Raw genomic sequence first — 19,216 nt, 5'->3', positions numbered from 1 at the left:
CGGTCAGGGCGTGATGACGATGGCGCCGGTGACGGCGCGGCGCTCGGCGGCGCGATGCGCGTCCTGGATCTGCGTCAGGTCGTAGCGCGCACCGATGGCCGCGCGGACCGCGCCGCTTCGCATTGCGTCAAAGACGTCCGCCGCATTGGCGCGGAACGTCTGCGTATCCGCGTTGTGCGGAAACACGGATGGACGCGTCAGGAACAGGCACCCTTTCTTGTTCAGCAGTTCGGGGTCGATGGCCGGCGCCGGGCCGGAGGCCGCGCCGAACAGCACGACCATGCCGAACGGCGCCGCGCAGTCCAGCGATCCCATGAACGTGTGGCGGGCCACCGAGTCATAGACGACGCGCGCCTTCCTGCCGCCTGTGGCCGCGATCACCTGCTGGACCCAGTCGTCCTGCGAGTAGTCGATGGCGGCATCGCAGCCGGCCGCGCGGGCCACGTCGCATTTGGCGGCGGAGCCGGCCGTGCCGATGACGGTGGCGCCCAGCGCATGCGCCCAGCCGCTCAGGATCTGACCCACCCCGACGGCGGCGGCATGCACCAGCACGATGTCGCCGGGCTGGACCGCGTAGGTCTTCTTGACCAGGTATTGCGCCGTCATGGCCTTGAAGAAGACGGCCGCGGCGTCCTCGTCGGAGATGCCCGCGGGAATCTTCACCAGTTTCGCGGCCGGCACGTTGCGCCGGTCGGCGTACGCGCCCACGCCGGCGTTCATGTAGACCACATGGTCGCCCACGCGCAGGTCGGTCACGCCTTCGCCCACCGCCTCGATCACGCCGGCCGCTTCATGGCCCAGCCCCGTGGGCGTGGGCAGCGGATACTTGCCCGCGCGCTGGTAGATGTCGATGTAATTGAAGCCGATGGCCGTCTGCCGCAACTGCGCCTCGCCGGACCCGGGGGCCGGCAGCGCGGTGTCGGCGAACCGCATGACTTCCGGGCCGCCAAATTCGGTCAACTGGATGGAACGTGCCTGCGTCATGCGTTGTCTCCTTCAGGGGTTTTTTGGCGGGCCGGCGGGCCCGGCTTTCAGTCCTTCACGGATTCGTACACCAGCGTCGCCAGCGTCAGGTCTTCCAGCGCGCTGCCCACGGCCTTGAACACCGTGATTTCCTGATCGTTGGTTCGGCCCGGACGTTCGCCGGCCGCCAGCTGGTGCAGATTGCCGGCGATGCCCTCGCGCGTCAGCACGCCGGCCTCGAACGCCGACAGCAGGTCGCCGGACTTGGTGGGCGCTTCGTCGGTGTCCACGTAGACTGTCGTGCCGTCAAAGCAGGCCGGGTCGCTCTCGCGCATCTCGGGCTTGAAGCTGCCGATCAGGTCCAGGTGCGTGCCGGGCCGCAGCCACGCGCCGCGGATGAGCGGTTCGGTGGACAGCGTGGCGCAGCTGACGATGTCGGCCTGGCCGGTGGCGGCCTGAAGGTCGGTCACGGCTTGCGCATCGAAGCCTTCGCCGCGCAGGCGGGCCGCCAGCGCCTCGGCGCCCGCCGCCCGCACGTTCCAGACCAGCACACGCTCGATCGGGCGCACGGTGCGCATGGCCTGCGCCACCAGTCCCGCGATGCGTCCGGAACCCACGATGAGCAGCGTGCGGGCATTGGCGCGGGCAAGGTAGTCCGCGCCCAGCGCGGCGGCGCCGGCGGTGCGGTACACGGTGACGATGTCGCCGTCCACGTGCGCGACCGGCACGCCCGTCCTGGCGCTGTACAGGTTGTAGGTGGCGTGCAGGCCGGGCAGCCCCTGATGCGTGTTGTCAGGGAAGATGTTGATGATCTTCACGCCGAAATACCCGCGTTCGCTCCACGCGGGCATGATGAGCGAGGTGCCGTGCGCATTGCCGGACTGGATGGCGTGGACGTGGCGGGCGGGCACCGTGGCGCCTTCGCGGAAGGCGTCCCGCAGGGCGGGAATGACGGTGTCGAAGGACAGGGCGTTGCGGGTCTGCTCGGTGTCGATTAAGCGCATCGGATCGTTGCCTGCATGGTCGGTCAATCAAGGGGCCACCGGGCAGTCTAGCAGCGCGAAGGCGGCGGCACCCAAAAGAAATTGCCCGCGGTGGCGCGGGCAATCTCGGGTAGGGCAAGCCGCTCTCGGCCTCAGTCGGCGTCGGGACGCGGCAGCGGGTCGCCCGCGCCGGTGCGCTCGACGATGAGCTTGTAGTGATGCGGGCTGCGATGCTTGGCGAAATTGAAGACGTGGTCGCGGAACGTCTGGCCCAGCGCGAGGTCGATGCGGGCGGAGATCACCTCGTCTTCCTCGCCGCTTGCGCGGGCCACGATCTCGCCGGACGGCGCCACGATCATCGAGCTGCCGATCATGTGATGACCGTCTTCGAAGCCGCACTTGGCGGCCGCGCCGATCCACACCGCGTTCTGGTAGGCGCTGGCCTGCAGCACGATCTCGTGCGTGGTGGTGCGCAGGTGCGCGGGCTCGTTCCAGTGAATGTTCAACGACGGCGTGTTGTAGCCCAGCACGATCAGCTCGGCGCTTTGCAGCGACATGACGCGGTAGGTCTCGGGCCAGCGCCGGTCATTGCACAGGCACATGCCGATCTTCACGTCGTTGGTTTCCCAAACGCCAAAGCCCAGGTCGCCGATTTCGAAGAATTTCTTTTCCAGATGCTGGAAGGGGGCGTCGGGCTTGTGGTCCGAGTGGCCCGGCAGGTGGATCTTGCGGTACTTGCCGATGATTTTGGCGCTGCGGTCCACGAGGATCGCGGTGTTGAACTGGCGGCCTTGCGGCGTCAGCTCGGCATAGCCCAGGTAAAAGCCGATGCCCAGCTCGCGCGCCGTGTCGAACAGCGGCTGCACGTCGGCGTTGGGCATGCTCTTCTCGAAGTAGCGCTCCACCGCCTCGGCGTCGTCCATCCAGTAGCGGGGAAAGAACGTCGTCAGCGCCAGCTCGGGAAACACGACGAATTCCGCCTGGCGGGCGGCAGCTTCGCGCATCATCTCGACGAGACGGCGCACGACCGCCGCGCGGGAATCGGCAAGATTGACGGCGCCCATCTGAGCGACGGCCAGGCCCATTTTGCGGGACGGGGAAGAGGGGGTCACAGGAATCTCCAGAAGAATGGCCGAAGGCCGCAAGCATGCCCGGGTCCGAGCCGATCCGATACCGCGCCCAATCGCGCGCGGGGCGCGCGCAGCGGGCGGCGGGCGTCGATGCAACCCGTTGATCTGCCTGGAAAATTTCGGCATGGCCTCGGGCCGGTCCGTACCTGTGCATAACGCGGGATCATGGGCGTCGCGCAAATTCTGATATCGGGTTTCCCCGTAGAACGGGCGGCCAGGCTACGCAGACCGGGATTCTGGCGAGGGCGGCGTGTGGGGCGGGGCCCCGTTTCGAAAGCCACAATTGACGGGTCCGCAGGGGTGAATTTCCCGTTTAAGGATGTGAATCTTCGGTTACATTGCCTTACGCGCAGAATGACTTACCACGCGCCGCCCATGGTCACCGGTCCCCATGTCACGTCCCAGAATTGCGGCTTTCGTGTTGTTGTTGTCGGCGCTTGGATTCCTCGCGGGGGTGCTGGCTGGACGCCAGATCGAGCTGAACCAGGCCGACGACAGGCTTGCCGGGCATAACGCCCGGCTGCTGGCGCACGCGCTGCGCGTGGCGCAGGAAAGCCATCGCCTCATGGCCGCGGCCACGCAGGGCGGCGCCCTGTGTTCGGAGTCGGACGTGGCGACCCTGCGTGTGCTGCTCTTCAATTCCACCTACATCCGCGACATCGGCCGCACGCTGGGCGGCATGCTGCGTTGCTCGGCCGCCTGGGGCAAGCTGCCCGAGCCGCTGGCCTTGCCGCCGCCGGCGTTCACGGTGTCCAGCGGACTGCAGCTCTGGGTGGGCGCGGCCAACATCGTCGACCGCCGCATCATCGGCGACATGGCGTCACTGCGCGACGTCATCGTGTTCACGGCGCCGGGCGCGTTCGACGGCTTTCCCGAACCGGGCTCGGGCATCGACGCCAAGATCGTGACGCGTGACGGCAGCCACGTGTACCGGCGCTTTGGCCGCGCGCACGATCTGGACGTGCCCGCCGATGGCGATGCCGGCCACGGTCTTGGCTTCGCGCCCGAGCGCCGCGCCTGGCTGTGCGCGCCGGATGGCGGCCCGGATATCTGCGTCGTGTCCCGGCTGCGGTCCGACGCCTGGTTCCAGCTTCCCGCGATGGTGATGTCGGTCGTCGGCGCCCTGGCGCTTGCCTTCCTGGCCGGCCTTTGCGTCATGTGGCGCCTGCACGCGGGCAGCGCCCGGACCGAGCTGCGCAAGGCCATCCTGGCCGGCGACATCCAGGTCCACTACCAGCCGCTGCGCCAGCTCGCCACGCGGCAACTGGCCGGCTTCGAGGCGCTTGCCCGTTGGCGCGCCCGCGGCCGCGACGTCTCGCCGATCCTGTTCGTACCGCTGGCCGAGGCGATGGGACTGGGCCGCGCGTTGTCGCGGCTGGTGACGTCGCAGGCGCTGCGCGATCTGCACGAACGCCTTCGGAGCAACCCGGCGCTCTACGTCAGCATCAACGTGTCGGCGGCTGACCTGAAGGACGCGGGCTACCGGAACTTCCTGATGGACGCGGTCAGCGAGCGCGGCCTGATGCCCGCCAATGTGGCGCTGGAGATTACCGAGGGCACGCCGTTGTCCGACGGCCACGTGCTGGCGATGGTCAAGGCATTGCGCGGCAAGGGCTTCAAGGTATTCATCGACGATTTCGGCACGGGCCATTCGAACCTGAACTACCTGGCCGAACTGCAGGCCGACGCGATCAAGCTGGACCGCAGCTTCACCAGCGCCATCGGCGCGGAAGACGCAGGCACCCTGATTGTGGACCACGTGATTGCCATCTCGCGCGAGCTGGGCATCAACCTCATCATCGAAGGCATCGAAACCGAGGAACAGGCCAGTTATCTGCTTGCGCGCCAGCCCGCCGCGGTCGGCCAGGGCTGGCTATTCGGCCGGCCGGTTCCCTTGAGCGAGATCGTCGCCGACTGATTTGCAGTGTGCAGGTTGTCGTATGTCTAATTTATTTTCGGCACAACCGACATAATCCAAAGGCTCAGTCCGGGCGCGCTGCCCGCATTATCTTTCCCGCCCGAAATTATTATTGGCCGGTTTTACAGATAGAATGCCTGCGTTGTTTAACGGGTTAATTTGTTGTATCTGCCATGGGACTGGACCATACGCTTGTCGATAACCTGCTGCGCATCCTGCCGTATGTCGAGGATGAAGAGGCCGAAGCGATGGAGAGGGGCATGGGCATGGCGGAAATCCGCAACCGGCTCGCGATGCTGCTGAACCCCGCGCCGGGCGACAAGCAGATCCGCCGCACGCTGCTCAAGCTCGATTGCGTCGGCAGTGCGGGCGCCACCCGCGGCAAGCTCTGGTACCGCACCCTGCGGCGCACCGATTTCCACATCCAGAACATGAACGCCAACATGGCGATGGCCATGTGCGCGCTCAAGCAGGTGGCCGACCGCCACCTGCCGGCCGTCGTGCTGGACGACCTGGAAGGCACCTTCGACAGCGCGTGGCGATATCTGCAGACGCATCGCTCCCAGCCTGCGATCGGACCGGCGCATGATTGGGCGCGCAAGATCCTGCGTATCGACGGCACGCATCCCATCGTGCTGCCCACGGTGTCCGCCGAGGTCTACCGCCAGGTCAGCGGCGCGCTGTACTACAACCGCAAACTGTCATTTCGCAACACGCCCTTTGGCGAGAAGACGCCTGCCGAGCGCCTTTACGTGATGACGCCGTTGGCGATGGTCGACCGCGCGGGCGTGCTGTACATGGTGGCGTGGGGGCCGAGCCAGCCGGGCAGGCGATTCCTGTTCCGCATGGACAGGCTGTCCGAGGTGCGGCTGCTGGACGAGCCGGCCGATCCGGACCCCACGTTCGACCTGCAGGACTTCGTGCGCCGCGAGGAAGCCTTGAACTTCGATCCGGGCGAGGAAACCCGGATCCGGCTGCACGCCGCCGAACCCATGATGGACGACGGCCGCCGGCGCCGCCATCCGCTGCGCGAGTTCTGGCTGTCGGGCGATCAGCAGATCGAAGAGGACGAGCACGGTTTCATGCTGACGGCCACCGTGCGCCCATCCGTCATGCTGTGGCAATTGCTGCACGGCCACGCGTCGTCGATCGAGGTGCTGGAACCCGAGGCCATTCGCAACCGCTTTGCCCACGAGGCGCGCGAACTGGCGCGCCGCTACCTCTAGCCCGCCCCGCATCATCCGGGCCAGGCGCGCGCCAGCAGCAGCGGCAGCACCTTTTCGGCCGGACCCCTGATGCTGTGGCTGGCCACGCGATCGAGCATCGTGGGGTTGGGATTGACCTGCACAAGCTGCGCGCCGTATCCCATCGCCTCGTAGCAGAGTTCGGCCGCCGCGGACGTCTGGCATGACGTGCCAGCCGTCAGGACCAGATCGGCGTTGGCCGCCAGTCCCTTGGCCACCCGCCACACCGCGGGCGCGGGGGCCTCGCCGTGCCACAGCCGGCCCGGGCGCACCAGGCCGCCGCAGATGCGGCAGGCGGGCGCGGGGGGATACGGGCCATGCCGCGCGGGCGCGTCCGGCGGCGCCGTCAGCGTATGGGGCATGGCGCAGGCCGAACATCGCGGCTGGTCGAACCGGCCTTGCAGGTGCAGGATGCGCGGGCTGCCCGCGCGTTCGTGCAACGTGTCGCCGTTCTGCGTCACCACGAATGTGCCGGGCACGCGCTCGGCCAGCGCGGCAATCGCGCGGTGCGCCGCGTTGGGCGTGGCGGCGAGCGCCCGGCGCCGCCGTTCCTCGTGCCAGGCCCACACCAGCGCCGGATCCCTGCGGAATCCCTCGTCGGTGGCGAGCGCCGCAGCGTCGTAGCGGGCCCACAGCCCGCGCATGCCATCCCGGCTTTGCGGCAGGCGGCTGGCGGGGTTCAGTCCCGATCCCGTCAGCACGACGACAAGGCGCGCGTCGCGCAGCAGTTGCACGAGCGAATCGGGAATATCGAGTGTGCGAAGTTTCATGCGAGCCGCCCGTTATATGCCGCGCGATCAAGGCTGAAGATAATCGTATCGAACAAACCAGGCATGTCGCTTCCATTCTCTGAAACACAACGGATTATGAGAGCGTATTTGGACAAAAAGGGGTTGAATCACTCGGGACGGTATTTCAGCCGATTACTTGATTATCCGGCTGCATAATGGCCGCAGCTTCATTTGCTATTCTTGGCCCCCGCCATCGCACCGGCTCCTTCCCGCACCATGCAAAAAAACGGCGACCGCCTTTTGTTTTCCGCTTCCGATCTGGTGGCGTTTCTGGAATGCGAGCACCTCACCACGCTGGATCTGATCAATCTGGACGACCCGTTGCCGCAAGCAGAAGAGGACGAACAGCTCGAACTGATCCAGCAAAAAGGGTTGGACCACGAACGCGCGTATCTGGAACGCCTGCGCGCCAGCGGACGGCGGATCGTCGATGTGAGCGAGGCGGGCGACGGACTGGCCGCGCGTCTGGCCCGCACGCGCGAGGCGATGGCGGACGGCGCCGACGTGATCTACCAAGCGGCGTTTCGTCACGACCGGTATATCGGCCATGCCGATTTCTTGCTCAAGACCGCGCGCCCGTCGCGGCTGGGCGCCTACAGCTACGAGGCCAGCGACACCAAGCTGGCGCGTTCGGCGCGCGCCAAATTCGCCATTCAGCTCTCGTTCTATTCGTGGCTGCTGGGCCTGGAGCAGGGCGCGGCGCCGCTGTACATGCACGTGGTGCTGGGCAGCGGCCGCGAGGTATCCCTGCGCGTGGCCGACTACGCGCATTATTTTCGCCAGGTCATGCGCCGCTTCGAGGCGCACGTGGACAAGCGCGGCGATGCGGCCACCTATCCCGACCCTTGCGAGAAATGCGCCCAGTGCCGGTGGGACCCGCTGTGCAAGGCGCGCCGCGTGCAAGACGATCACCTGTCGTTGGTCGCCAACATCACGCGGCAGCAGATCCGCAAGCTGAACGCCCAGGGCATCCGCACGCTGGCGCAACTGGGCAGGCTGGCGCCGGACGCCGCCGTGGCGCGCATGGAGCCCGCCATCCTGCACAAGCTGCGGGCGCAGGCGGCGCTGCAGTTGCGCGCCCGGACCGACGGGGGGCGTCACTGGGACCGCATCGCCAAGGACCCGGACGATGCCGCGCCGCGCGGTTTCGAACGCATGCCGCAGCCGGACCCGGGAGACATGTTCTTCGACATGGAAGGCGATCCGCTCGAGGAAGGCGGGCTGGAGTATCTGTTTGGGCTGTACGTCATTGACGACGGGCAGGAGCGCTTCGTTCCGTTCTGGGCGCACAACCGCAGCGAAGAAAAGCAGGCGTTCGAAGCCTTCATCGACTTCGTGGTGGCGCGCCTGCACCGCCATCCCGAGGCGCACATCTACCACTACGCGCCCTACGAGGCGACGGCAATCAAGCGGCTGATGTCGGTTCACGCCACCCGCGAGGCCGAAGTCGACAACCTGCTGCGCATGAACAAGCTGGTGGATCTGTACCAGGTCGTGCGCGAAGGCGTGCGCGTGTCCGAGCCGGGCTATTCGATCAAGAACATCGAGCACTTCTACCTGCCGCAGCGCGAGGGCGGCGTGACCAATGCCGGCGCCAGCATCGTCTATTACGAACGCTGGAAGCGCACGGGCGAGGCGCAATTGCTGCAGGACATTGCGGACTACAACCGTGACGATGTGCTGTCCACGTACAAGCTGCGCGACTGGCTGTGCGCGCTGCGTCCTGACGGCATGCCCTGGGCGAACCGCCGCGACGCGCAGGAAGCGATCGATGCCGCCCGGTTCCAGGTCGGCGAAAAGACTCAGGCCGAACTGCGTCTGGAGCCGTATCGCGCCGCGCTGCTCGGGCCATTGCCGGTCGACGAAGCGGACTGGTCCGGCTTCGACCGCTACCGCGCGCTGGTCTACCAGTTGCTGGACTTTCACCGCCGCGAGCAGAAGCCCGAGTGGTGGGCGATGTTCGCCCGGATGGAGGCGACCGAGGCCGAGCTGGTGGAAGACAACGAATGCCTGGGCGGGCTGGTGCGCGACGACAGCGTGGCCCCCGAGCCCGTGGCGCAATCGCTGCGCTACACCTACCGCTTCCCGGCGCAGCAGACCAAGCTGCGCACCGGATCGGCCTGTACGGACGTGCGCGGCGGACCGGCCATCAGCCGGCTGACGGTCGACATGGGGGCCGGCCGTCCGGGGGCCGGCGTGGCCACCTTCACCATGTCGCGCAAGGCCGCGCCGCCGCAGCGCCTGTCGCTCGGGCCGGGCAGGCCGGTCAGCATCGACGAACTGGCCAATGCCATGTTCCGCTACGGCGATGCGCTGCTGGCGTCGGCCGATGGCGCCAGCACGCCGTTCCGGGCGGTGGACGCGCTGCTGCGGCATGAACCGCCGCGCATCGCCGGCGTGGCGCCCGGCACCCCGCTGGCCGATCCGGGCGCGAACCTGCTCGACCAGGTCGTGGACATCGTCGGCCGCATGGACGAGTCCACGCTGTTCCTGCAGGGGCCGCCGGGGGCGGGCAAGACCTACACCGGGTCGCGCGTGCTGGTGCACCTGCTGCGCCAGGGCAAGCGCATCGCCGTCACGTCCAACAGCCACCATGCCATCAACAACCTGCTCGCCGGCCTGGAAAAGGCGGCGCGCGAGGCGGGCCTGGCGTTCACAGGCGCCAAGAAGTCGGGTAAGGAAGGCGACGATTCCTGTTTCAACGGCGAATTCATCGAAGACGTCTTTGCCAACGACAAGATCGACCTGTCGCGCCATCAACTGGTGGCAGGCACGGCGTGGCTCTTTAGCCGGGCCGATTTTCAGCAGCAGTTCGATTACCTGTTCGTGGACGAGGCAGGCCAGGTCAGTCTGGCGAACCTGGTGGCGCTGGGCCAATGCGCGCGCAACATCGTGCTGCTGGGCGACCAGATGCAGCTGGGCCAGCCGACCAAGGGCACGCATCCCGGCCGCTCGGGCGAATCCACGCTGGAATATCTGCTGAACGGCCATGCCACCATCGCGGCCGATCGCGGCATCTTCCTGGACACCTCGTACCGCATGCACCCGGCGATCTGCGGTTTCATTTCGGACGCCATCTACGACGGCCGGCTGCGCGCCGCGGAATCGGCGGCCGGGCAGGGCCTGGTGCTGGGCGCGGACGCTGCGGACGCACTGGCCGCCAGCGGTATCCGGTACGTGCCGGTCGTGCACGAGGGCAATGCGCAGTCCAGCGACGAGGAAGCGCGCGAAGTCGCCGCGCTGTATGGCAGCCTGATGCGCCAGCGCTATCTGGACAACACGGGCCGCGCGGTGCCCATCACGCCCGACGACGTGCTGGTGGTGGCGCCGTACAACGTGCAGGTCAATACGTTGCGGCAGGCGCTGCCCGAGGGCGCGCGGGTGGGCACGGTCGACAAGTTCCAGGGCCAGGAGGCGCAGGTGGTGATCATTTCCATGGCCACCTCCAGCGGCGAGACCATGCCGCGCGACATGGAATTCCTGTTCAGCAGGAACCGGCTGAATGTGGCGGTATCGCGGGCCAAGTCGCTGGCGATCCTGGTCGCCAGCCCCGCCTTGCTGTCCGTGCGATGCCAGACGCCCGAGCAGATGGCGCTGGTCAACACGCTGTGCTGGGTCGCCGAGGCCGGTCAGGCGGGGTAACGCGCCGGTCCAAGTGTCGGGGCTTGCCTGGGAAGGGCGGGCCTTGACGGCAAGGCAAACCGCCCAGCCGGCAAGGCCCGAACAGCGCGCGACGTCAGCCCCGGCGGGGCGCTTCGACAGGCGGCGTGCCGTGGTGGAAAAGAGACTTGAGCTGCGTGCGCAGTTCAGGCGAGTCAGCGTGCTTGTGCACCGTGGTGGCGTGCTGCACCGCGGCTTCGAGCAGTTCCTCGTCCGAGTCCGCGGACAAGGCCACCGAGCAGTTCATCTCGCTCGGATACTCGCGGCAATCGATGTACTTGCGTGTCATGAGGCTCTCCTTCTCGCATGTCCCGCAAAGGGGGTGCGTGTTGGAACAGCAGACGCGCCAGGCGCACTGCGCCGGCGCGATGGCGCGTCGCATCGCGGCCGGTGTCTAGGAAGTATAGGTCTGTGCCGGGCCGGTGTGCGTGTCGCCGTGCGACACGGGACGGCCCAGCAGATATCCCTGAAAGTGCGAGCAGCCTTCCGCCGTCAGCCGTTGCAACTGCTCCGGTGTTTCCACACCCTCGGCCGTCGTGGGGATGTCCAGGCTGCGGCCGATGCCATTGATGGCGCGGATGATGGCCAGCGCCTCGCGGCTGGACCCGACGTCCTGCGTGAACGACTTGTCGATCTTGATCTTGTCGAACTCGAAGGTGCGCAGGTAGCCCAGCGACGAATAGCCGGTTCCAAAGTCGTCCAGCGCCACCTTGACGCCCAGTTCCTTCAGGCGGTGCAACGTATCCAGGTTGCCGGAGGAATTGGTGAGCAGCACCGATTCGGTGATCTCCAGTTCCAGGCGGCGGGCGGGCAAGCCGGATTTGGCGAGCGCCGATTCCACCAGCGACACCAGCGCGCCGTTGGTGAACTGGCTGGCAGACAAATTGACCGCCACGGTTTCGTGGTCGTCCCAGCGCATGGCTTCCAGACACGCCTCGTGCAGCGTGAACGCGCCCAGTTCGTGGATGAGCCCGGTTTCTTCCGCGATGGGGATGAAGTCCTGCGGCATGATGAGGCCCTTTTTCGGGTGCTGCCAGCGCATCAGCGCCTCGCGGCCCACGATGCGCACGTGGCTCACGTCCATGATGGGCTGGTAATACAACTGCAGCTGTTGCGAGATGATCGCCTGGCGCAGGTCCATCTCGACCTCGTGGCGCCGCAGCGCGGCCGCTTCCATGTCGGGCTCGAAGAACGCAAGGCAGTTGCGGCCATTGCGCTTGGCCTCGTACAGCGCCATGTCCGCGTAGCGCAGCAGGTGGTCGGCCGACAGCGACTGCGACTCCGAGATCGCGATGCCGATGCTGACGCTGACGGGAACGGTGTGGCCGGCAATCTCGAAGGGTTGGCGCACGGCTTCGATCAGACGCTCGGCCAGCTTGCGCACGTCGTCCTGTTCCGCGATGTTGGGCAGCACGATGGCGAATTCGTCGCCGCCCAGGCGCGCCAGCGTGTCCTGTTCGCGCAGGTGCCGGGGCAGGCGCTTGGCCAGCAGGCGCAGCAGTTCGTCGCCGGATTGATGGCCCAGCGTGTCGTTCACGCTCTTGAAGTTGTCCAGGTCCAGGCACAGCACGGCGGTCGACCGGTCGCGGCTCGACCCCAGCGCGCTCAGCAGCCGGTCGCGGAACAGCCGGCGGTTGGGCATGCCCGTCAGCGTGTCGTGGTGCGCCATGTAGCGCACCTGCGCGTGGGCGGCGTTCTCGTCGGTGACGTCGTCCGCGATGAGCAGGACGTAGCGGGAACGCGGGTCCGTGCTGTGAAAGGCCAGGGTCTTGGTGTGCAACGTGCGCGGCCCGCGCGCCGTGGCCAGTTCCTCTTCCTCTTCGCGCATGGCGCCGTCCGAACGCAGCGCGTCGTTGGTCAGGCGGTCGAAGAATGCGCACACCAGCTCGGGCAGGCATTGCTGCGCGGTTTTGCCTTTCAGGCCGCCCGGGCTGCCGCCAAAGGTCTCTTCGGCCTGCCGGTTCGCCAGCAGGAACTGGCGCGACACCGCATCCAGCACCAGCACGCAGGAGGGGATGTGCGACACCACCGCCTGCAGGAACGTCGACATGGACGTGAGCTCGCTGTTGTAGTGCTCGGCCAGCTGCTTGGCTTTGAGCAGCTGCTGTTCGCGTTCGCGCCGCTCGGTGTTGTCGCGCGTGACCTTCGCAAAGCCGATCAGCGTGCCCGTATCGTCATGGATGGCGTCGATGACGACGTGCGCCCAGAACAGCGTGCCGTCCTTGCGCACGCGCCAGCCCTCGGCTTCGAACTTGCCGGATTCCCGCGCGGTGGCCAGGCCGCCCTGCGGCACGCCACGCGCCCGGTCTTCCTCGGTATAGAAGCAGGAGAAATGCCGGCCGACGATTTCGTCGGCGGTGTAGCCCTTGGCGCGTTGCGCGCCAGCGTTCCAGTTGGCGACCGTGCCATCAGGGTTGAGCATGTAGATGGCGTAGTCGACGACGCCTTGCACCAGGTGGCGGTACAGGACGTCGGAATTGGCGAGGATCATGGGAGGCGGCGGGCTTTGCGCACACGGGCCGCGTTGCGGCAACGCGCGTGGGCGGATCTGCCCTGAAAGAATGGGAGTGGTGACTAGATTTACGTCGTGAGTGCGCCAGTATTAACCGCGCTGTCACCAAAAAGAACAATCTATCGAATCTTGGCGCTCAATCTCATTTCATTGCATCGCCGCGCGATCAGAATTTGACGCGTTGCTTGAGCGCCTGCGCGATCATCGGGACGTCGATGTCCTTGCCCGGATGCTTCAGGCAAAAGTCGTGCAGCACCGCGATGTAGGCATTGCCCAGCAGCTTGGTGATGGCGCCGGCCGTGGTGGCCGCGATGGTGCCGCCCACCGCGCTGCCTGCACCCGGGATGAACTTCAGCATGCCCGAGACGACGGAGCGCCCGATAAGCGTGGCGGCCGACGCGCCCAGCGTGGACGTGACCAGCGTGGTGATCGCGGTGGTGTTCAGTTCCATGCCGAAGGTGATGCCGATCTTGGCGATCATGCCGACCTGGATAGGCACCAGGGCAAAGGCGTCCGAGAACGGAATGGGCGCGGCGGCGGCCGATGCGGCCAGGCCCGCGGCCACGTTCACCTCGATCTCAGCCCGCTTTTTTTTTACTTCCAGGGCCTTCTTGTTGCGCGTGGATAGCGCGTTGGCATAGGCGCGCTGCTGGGCCTCGGGCACGTGCTCGGCCGTCACCTCGATCAGCCGGTCCAGCCCCATGGGCGGCAATTCGGCGTCCAGTTCCTCGATCCATTCGGGCAGCGCGCGCACCGCCACAACCTGCCGGGCGCGCGGCAGCAGCTTGCGGGCCTCTTCCAGGAAGGGACTGTTCTTGCGCGCCTTGGTCAGCACCGCCACGACGGGGATGCCTGCCTTGTCCAGCATGTCGCACAGTTCGATTTCCGCGTCCTCGACGCGGTGGCTGCTGTCCTGGATGCAGAGCCAGGCGACATGCAGGTGCCGGTCCTGGTCGTCCGACGCCGACCGCTCTTCGATCAGTTCGGCAAGCTGTTCGCGCGAGCGCGCGTAGTCGGCGACTTCCAGCCCGCGGGTATCGATGATGGTGAGCGGATGCCCCGGCCGGGTGAATTCCTGAATGGTCTGGGTGACCGGCTTGCCCGCGCCCGTCCTGGCCAGATCGCCGCGGAACACGGCGTTGATCAGCGTGCTCTTGCCGACGCCCGTCTTGCCGGCGACCAGGATGTTGACGCGCCCGGCGCCGCGCGTGGCGGTGCTGATGGCATCGGCGATGGCGTCTTGCAGGTCGGGGTGGTCGGGGCGGATGGCGCTCATCAAGGGGGCGTGGCGGGCAAGGGAAGATGCCGGAACGATATCAGAGGATGACTTCTTTGGCGCAAAACGTAATTGGGTGAAAACGCCTCGTCCGTCTGGGGGACACCGTTGGCACGACGCCGCGAGAGGTGCCGGAGGGCGTGTCCTCACGGACGGACGCGCGGTTTTCCATATGATGAAAGTCAGGAACCGGCCCCCGAAGGATCACGCAAATTCGGGGGCAGATTGTTCGCCTCTTCAAAGGGTTACATCTCACATAATCCCCTCGCGATTTCGGACGAGGGGCTTCGTAGAATCAGGCCGTTGTCAGGCTACGCCGCGGTACCCGCGCAATCCACATGCCCCGTCTTGCGCTCGTTCCCCGCTTGCTGCGCTCTCGACCCCTCACCAAGGGCCTGCGCTACCTGTATCGCGTCACGCGGTCCAAGGCGCATCGCCACAACGAGACGCTCTGGCCGTTTGTCACGGTGCGGCGCGATGGCCCCGACCGCCTGACCGGCTGCAACCTGCATGGGGTGCGCGGGCCGGCAACCGTTTCACTGGATCAATTGCCACGCGGCATCGGCGGCGATGCCCACCTGATTCTCAGCGGCCCATCGGTCGCGCAGATCGATTACGCGCAATGCCGCATGCGCACCGTGATGGGCGTGAACGGCTCGATCGCCCTGCGCGCCCGGCATCCGGCGCTGCGCTTTCATTACTACGCCATGCTGGACGCCGGATTTGTGAAGAAGCGCCGCGACCTCGTGGCGCAGGTGCTGGACCAGGATCTGGTGCTTTTCGTGACGCCGGAGGTGTACCGCTGGATCGCATTGCTGTTCGACCATCGGGCTGTTCGCTGCCGCATCGCGCTTTTCGAGGAAGTGCATCAGCGCGCCCAGCAGCCGCGCGCCGAGCCGCAGGCGCTGCAGGCGCAGTTGGCCGGCGACCCGGAACTGGTGCTGTTCGATGCGCATCATCCGATGCACGCCCACGGCTTCAGCCTGAATGCGGCGCGCGGCCTGTTCGGCGGCGGCACGGTGGCCTACACGTCCCTGCAATTGCTGGCGTGGCTGGGTGCCCGGACGGTGTTTTTGCATGGGCTGGACCTGACGGCCACCGCAGGCCCGCGCTTCTACGAACAAGCCGGCGCGCAACTGCCCACGGCGCTGGACCGCCAGTTTGCCGGCCACATCGAGCCGGCGTTCCGGCAGGCCGGCAAGCTGCTGCGCGCGCGCGGCATCCAGGTCTACAACCTGTCGCTGCTCAGCCGGTTGGGCGACGACATTTTTGAAAAGCGGCATTGGAGCTGTCTGCTCGACCCCGCCACGCAACCGCCGACGAGACCCGAATCATGAAGATCCTCTATACCAATTTCCACCAGGGCGATGGCGGCGGGCACACGACGTACGTCATGTCGCTGGCGCGCATCCTGTGCCAGAAATCGCAAGTCATGGTCGGTGCGCCGCGCAAGAGCCGCCTGCTGGCCGAGGCCGAGGCCCTGCCGGGCCTGCGCACCATCGATCTCGAATTCAAGGGCACGCTTGCCGAACAGCTGTCCGCGCTGCGCCGCCTGCGCAACCTGGTGCGCCAGGAACAGTTCGACGTCATCCACGTCAATGGCTCGGCCGATCACCGCTTGTGCATGCTGGCGACGTTGGGGATGGGAAGAAAACGCCCCTTCATCGTCTACACGCAGCACAATGACCGCAGCGCCAGCAGCCTGGGCGTGCGCCTGCGCGCCAAGTGGGCCACCAATCGCGTCATCTGCGTGTGCAGCCACACGTTCCGGCGCATGAAGCAGTCGGTGTTTCGCAATGAAGATCTGCGCGTGGTGCATAACGGGGTGGACACCGCGAAGTACCGCCCCGCCTGCCGCACCGAAAAGGCCGAGGCGCGCGCGCGCTTTCTGCCGCCCGCGCTGCGCAATCGGCTGGTCCTCGGCAGCAACGCCGGCACCGCGGACTACAAAGGCTGGATCGACATGGTGGCTGCCGTGTCCTTGCTGCCCGCCGCGCAGCGCGAGCAGGTCGCCATCCTGATTGCCGGCGCGATGCCGGGCGACGACATGCTCGACCAGGTGGCCGCGCTGGGCATGCAGGATCAGGTGGTCTTCACCGGACTGCTCGACAATGTGGAGCCGGTGCTGGCGGCGCTGGACGTGGGCTTTGTGCTGTCGTCCCGGCTGGAGACGATTTCATTTGCCTGCCGCGAGATGATGGCCGCAGGCAAGCCGGTCATTGTGACCCGCGTTGGCGGTCTGCCGGAAAACGTGACCGAGGGCCGCAACGGCTGGGTGGTGCCGCCCGGGTCTCCGGAATCGGTGGCCCGGACGCTGTCGGACATCATGGCCAACCGCGGCGTGCTGCACGCCATGGGCGTGGATGCGCGCAGCACGGCGCTCAAGGAGTTCTCGCTGGCGACCTTCGTCGGCAATACCGAACGCGTCTACCGCGAGAACGCCTACGTCAGTAGTGGATCACCGTCCGGATCGACTTTCCTTCGTGCATCAGATCGAACGCTTCGTTGATCCGGTCCAGGGGCAGCGTGTGGGTGACGAACGGGTCCAGATCGATCTTGCCGCTCATGGCGTCTTCCACCATGCCGGGCAGTTGCGTGCGGCCCTTGACGCCGCCGAACGCTGAACCGCGCCACACGCGGCCCGTCACCAGCTGGAACGGGCGGGTGCTGATTTCCTGGCCCGCGCCGGCCACGCCGATGATGATGCTTTCGCCCCAGCCCTTGTGGCAGCATTCCAGCGCGGCGCGCATCACGTGCACGTTGCCGATGCACTCGAACGAGAAGTCCACGCCGCCGTCGGTCAGTTCGACGATGACTTCCTGGATGGGCTTGTCGTAGTCCTTGGGGTTGATGCAGTCGGTGGCGCCCATGGCGCTGGCCAGCACGAACTTGTTCGGGTTGGTGTCCACCGCGATGATGCGGCCGGCCTTGGCCTGGACCGCGCCCTGAATGACCGCCAGGCCGATGCCGCCCAGTCCGAACACGGCGACCGTGTCGCCTTCCTTGACCTTGGCGGTGTTGTGCACCGCACCGATGCCGGTCGTCACGCCGCAGCCCAGCAGGCAGACCTTTTCATGCGGCGCGGCCGGGTTGATCTTGGCCAGCGAGATCTCATTGACGACGGTGTATTCGCTGAACGTCGAGCAGCCCATGTAGTGATAAAGCGGCTTGCCTTCGTAGCTGAAGCGCGAGGTGCCGTCCGGCATGACGCCCTTGCCCTGCGTGGCGCGCACCTTCTGGCACAGGTTGGTCTTGCCCGACAGGCAGAATTTGCATTCGCGGCATTCGGCTGTGTAGAGCGGAATGACGTGGTCGCCGGGTTTCAGCGAGGTCACGCCTTCGCCCACTTCCACCACCACGCCCGCGCCTTCATGGCCCAGCACGGCGGGGAACAGGCCTTCGGGATCGTCGCCGCTCAGCGTGAAGGCGTCGGTATGGCAGACGCCGGTGTGCGTGATCTGGACCAGCACCTCGCCGCGCTGCGGGGGCGCGACATCGATCTCAACGATTTCCAGCGGCTTGCCGGGGCCGAATGCGACTGCTGCGCGTGATTTCATAACGATGCTCCACGTAGAGGGGGTTATTTCAGATAGGAACGGACGATGCGCATAAGGTCATCGATCTGCGATTCGGTCTCGGGCCTGGGGTCCGTTGGACTTCCCTGAGCAGACTGCAGGAACGTTTCCCGCAGATGACTCTCCAGCACTTCGGCCATCAGGCCGTTCGTGGCGCCGCGCAGCGCCGCCAGCTGTTGCAGCAGCGCGCCGCATTCCGTGCCTTCGTTCACCGCGCGTTCCAATGCTAACGCCTGCCCCTGGATGCGGCGCAGGCGGGTGACAACGCGTTTCTTTTCTTCTGGGGAGTGCGGCACGGCAAGCTCCGATTCGATACAGGGGGGGAGTATACGGATTCCGGCGGGGCGCGTCCAGGCCCGCGCAGCCGGGCGGGCAGCCGGCAGGGGCGTGCGACCTATAATTTCGCGTGATTCATTTCGCGTGTTTCATTTCGCCTTTTTCCACCGGACCCCTACAGGACTTATCCAAGGCCATGAATTCCCCTGATGTGCGGCTGTACCGGGCCGAGGACCATCCCCGCATGCCGTGGCGCAATGGCGGGGGCACGACCCAGGAGGTCGCCTGCAACCCCGGGGGCCATGCGGCGTCGTTCGACTGGCGGCTGTCGCTGGCCGACGTGGCGCAGGACGGCGGCTTTTCCGCCTTTGGCGGTTTCCAGCGCATCATCACCGTGCTGGAAGGGCGCGGCATCGAACTGACGGTGGACGGCAATCGCCAGGCGCCGCTGGGCCCGCGCACGGCGTATGCGTTTTCGGGCGATGCGCAGGTGGACTGCCGCCTGCTGGACGGCCCGATCCGCGACTTCAACCTGATCTATGCGCCCGACCGGTGGCACGCCCGCCTGCAATGGGTGCGGGGCGCGGATCCCTGGGTGTTTCACAGCAGCGCGCGCAGCGTGCTGATCCTGAATGCCGGCGGCGTCCTGGCGGTTGAACTGGACGGCGCGCAGCATCGGCTGGCGTCGCGTTATGACTGCCTGCACGTCGAAGGGCAGGAGGGGCTGGCACGATATTGCCTGACCGCGCAGGCGGGCCTTGACGCCTGCGTGATCGAACTGTCGCCGCGCGCGGGCGGACGTTGAGGCTTTCCGCGCGGGCCTCGTAAGGCCCCGCCCGCAGCAGGCGCCGTCTCCCTGCGATGTGAGGAATTAGGGCCTGCCGGCGG

Annotated in this window: 15 protein-coding genes; 6 read left to right on the top strand and 9 right to left on the bottom strand. The window is 66.7% G+C overall.

The genetic code is table 11. From position 1 onward, the window contains the following. Positions 1-3: 3 nt before the first annotated feature. The 3 genes from FBY20_RS09495 to FBY20_RS09485 all read right to left on the bottom strand — a co-directional run bounded on the left by FBY20_RS09495 (position 4) and on the right by FBY20_RS09485 (position 3,031). Positions 4-984 carry a quinone oxidoreductase gene (locus FBY20_RS09495; RefSeq protein ID WP_142051679.1) on the bottom strand — a complete coding sequence of 327 codons (981 nt, stop codon included), beginning with the start codon at positions 982-984 and terminating at the stop codon, positions 4-6. Positions 985-1,031: 47 nt separating this feature from the next. Next, positions 1,032-1,967 (bottom strand): ornithine cyclodeaminase family protein, encoded by a 936-nt coding sequence (locus FBY20_RS09490; RefSeq protein ID WP_142051676.1) that lies wholly within the window; start codon positions 1,965-1,967, stop codon positions 1,032-1,034. A gap of 131 nt (positions 1,968-2,098) precedes the next feature. Beyond that, entirely contained in the window at positions 2,099-3,031 is a 933-nt protein-coding gene (locus FBY20_RS09485; RefSeq protein ID WP_142055868.1) for an N-carbamoyl-D-amino-acid hydrolase, read from the bottom strand. Positions 3,032-3,467: 436 nt separating this feature from the next. On the opposite strand from FBY20_RS09485, the gene FBY20_RS09480 reads away from it, so the two are divergent. Together FBY20_RS09480 and FBY20_RS09475 are read left to right on the top strand one after the other, a co-directional pair. Continuing rightward, positions 3,468-4,994 carry an EAL domain-containing protein gene (locus tag FBY20_RS09480; RefSeq protein ID WP_255452305.1) on the top strand — a complete coding sequence of 509 codons (1,527 nt, stop codon included), beginning with the start codon at positions 3,468-3,470 and terminating at the stop codon, positions 4,992-4,994. A gap of 173 nt (positions 4,995-5,167) precedes the next feature. Further along, entirely contained in the window at positions 5,168-6,220 is a 1,053-nt protein-coding gene (locus tag FBY20_RS09475) for a YafY family protein (protein ID WP_142051673.1), read from the top strand. An 11-nt stretch (positions 6,221-6,231) separates the two neighbouring features. On the opposite strand, the gene FBY20_RS09470 is transcribed toward FBY20_RS09475, so the two are convergent. Further along, positions 6,232-7,008 (bottom strand): Sir2 family NAD-dependent protein deacetylase, encoded by a 777-nt coding sequence (locus FBY20_RS09470; protein ID WP_142051670.1) that lies wholly within the window; start codon positions 7,006-7,008, stop codon positions 6,232-6,234. A 261-nt stretch (positions 7,009-7,269) separates the two neighbouring features. Here FBY20_RS09470 and FBY20_RS09465 point away from each other — a divergent pair, with 261 nt between their 5' ends. Beyond that, positions 7,270-10,671, top strand: a complete 3,402-nt coding sequence (locus FBY20_RS09465; RefSeq protein ID WP_255452304.1) for a TM0106 family RecB-like putative nuclease — start codon at positions 7,270-7,272, stop codon at positions 10,669-10,671. Positions 10,672-10,765: 94 nt separating this feature from the next. Here FBY20_RS09465 and FBY20_RS09460 read toward each other — a convergent pair whose 3' ends face one another. The 3 genes from FBY20_RS09460 to FBY20_RS09450 all read right to left on the bottom strand — a co-directional run bounded on the left by FBY20_RS09460 (position 10,766) and on the right by FBY20_RS09450 (position 14,477). After that, positions 10,766-10,978, bottom strand: coding sequence for a DUF1059 domain-containing protein (locus tag FBY20_RS09460; protein WP_056319388.1), 213 nt, complete (start codon positions 10,976-10,978; stop codon positions 10,766-10,768). A 105-nt stretch (positions 10,979-11,083) separates the two neighbouring features. Next, the gene (locus FBY20_RS09455) at positions 11,084-13,180 is read right to left on the bottom strand and encodes a bifunctional diguanylate cyclase/phosphodiesterase (RefSeq protein WP_142051664.1); all 2,097 of its coding nucleotides are present in this window, start codon (positions 13,178-13,180) and stop codon (positions 11,084-11,086) included. A gap of 187 nt (positions 13,181-13,367) precedes the next feature. Further along, positions 13,368-14,477, bottom strand: coding sequence for a YcjF family protein (locus FBY20_RS09450; protein ID WP_056319383.1), 1,110 nt, complete (start codon positions 14,475-14,477; stop codon positions 13,368-13,370). 338 nt (positions 14,478-14,815) lie between these two features. Here FBY20_RS09450 and FBY20_RS09445 point away from each other — a divergent pair, with 338 nt between their 5' ends. Continuing rightward, complete coding sequence (locus FBY20_RS09445) at positions 14,816-15,814, top strand: hypothetical protein (protein ID WP_142051660.1); 999 nt, start codon at positions 14,816-14,818, stop codon at positions 15,812-15,814. Then, complete coding sequence (locus FBY20_RS09440) at positions 15,811-16,986, top strand: glycosyltransferase family 4 protein (protein WP_142051657.1); 1,176 nt, start codon at positions 15,811-15,813, stop codon at positions 16,984-16,986. Before FBY20_RS09445 ends, FBY20_RS09440 begins: the two co-directional genes overlap by 4 nt. Here the strand turns inward: FBY20_RS09440 and FBY20_RS09435 are convergent. After that, positions 16,925-18,034, bottom strand: coding sequence for an S-(hydroxymethyl)glutathione dehydrogenase/class III alcohol dehydrogenase (locus FBY20_RS09435; protein WP_056319378.1), 1,110 nt, complete (start codon positions 18,032-18,034; stop codon positions 16,925-16,927). The two genes, FBY20_RS09440 and FBY20_RS09435, sit on opposite strands and share 62 nt — an antisense overlap. Positions 18,035-18,057: 23 nt before the next feature. Beyond that, positions 18,058-18,348: a metal-sensing transcriptional repressor gene (locus FBY20_RS09430; protein WP_056319375.1), complete on the bottom strand. Its 291-nt coding sequence runs from the start codon at positions 18,346-18,348 to the stop codon at positions 18,058-18,060. A gap of 176 nt (positions 18,349-18,524) precedes the next feature. Between FBY20_RS09430 and FBY20_RS09425 the strand changes: the two genes are divergently transcribed. Continuing rightward, positions 18,525-19,133, top strand: coding sequence for a HutD family protein (locus FBY20_RS09425; RefSeq protein ID WP_142051654.1), 609 nt, complete (start codon positions 18,525-18,527; stop codon positions 19,131-19,133). Positions 19,134-19,216 lie beyond the last annotated feature (83 nt).

It is taken from the genome of Achromobacter sp. SLBN-14 (assembly GCF_006715415.1).
Classification (GTDB): Bacteria; Pseudomonadota; Gammaproteobacteria; order Burkholderiales; family Burkholderiaceae_B; genus Achromobacter; species Achromobacter mucicolens.
Note: the sequence above shows the minus strand (reverse complement) of the source record. Positions and strands in the feature narration are given on the sequence as shown.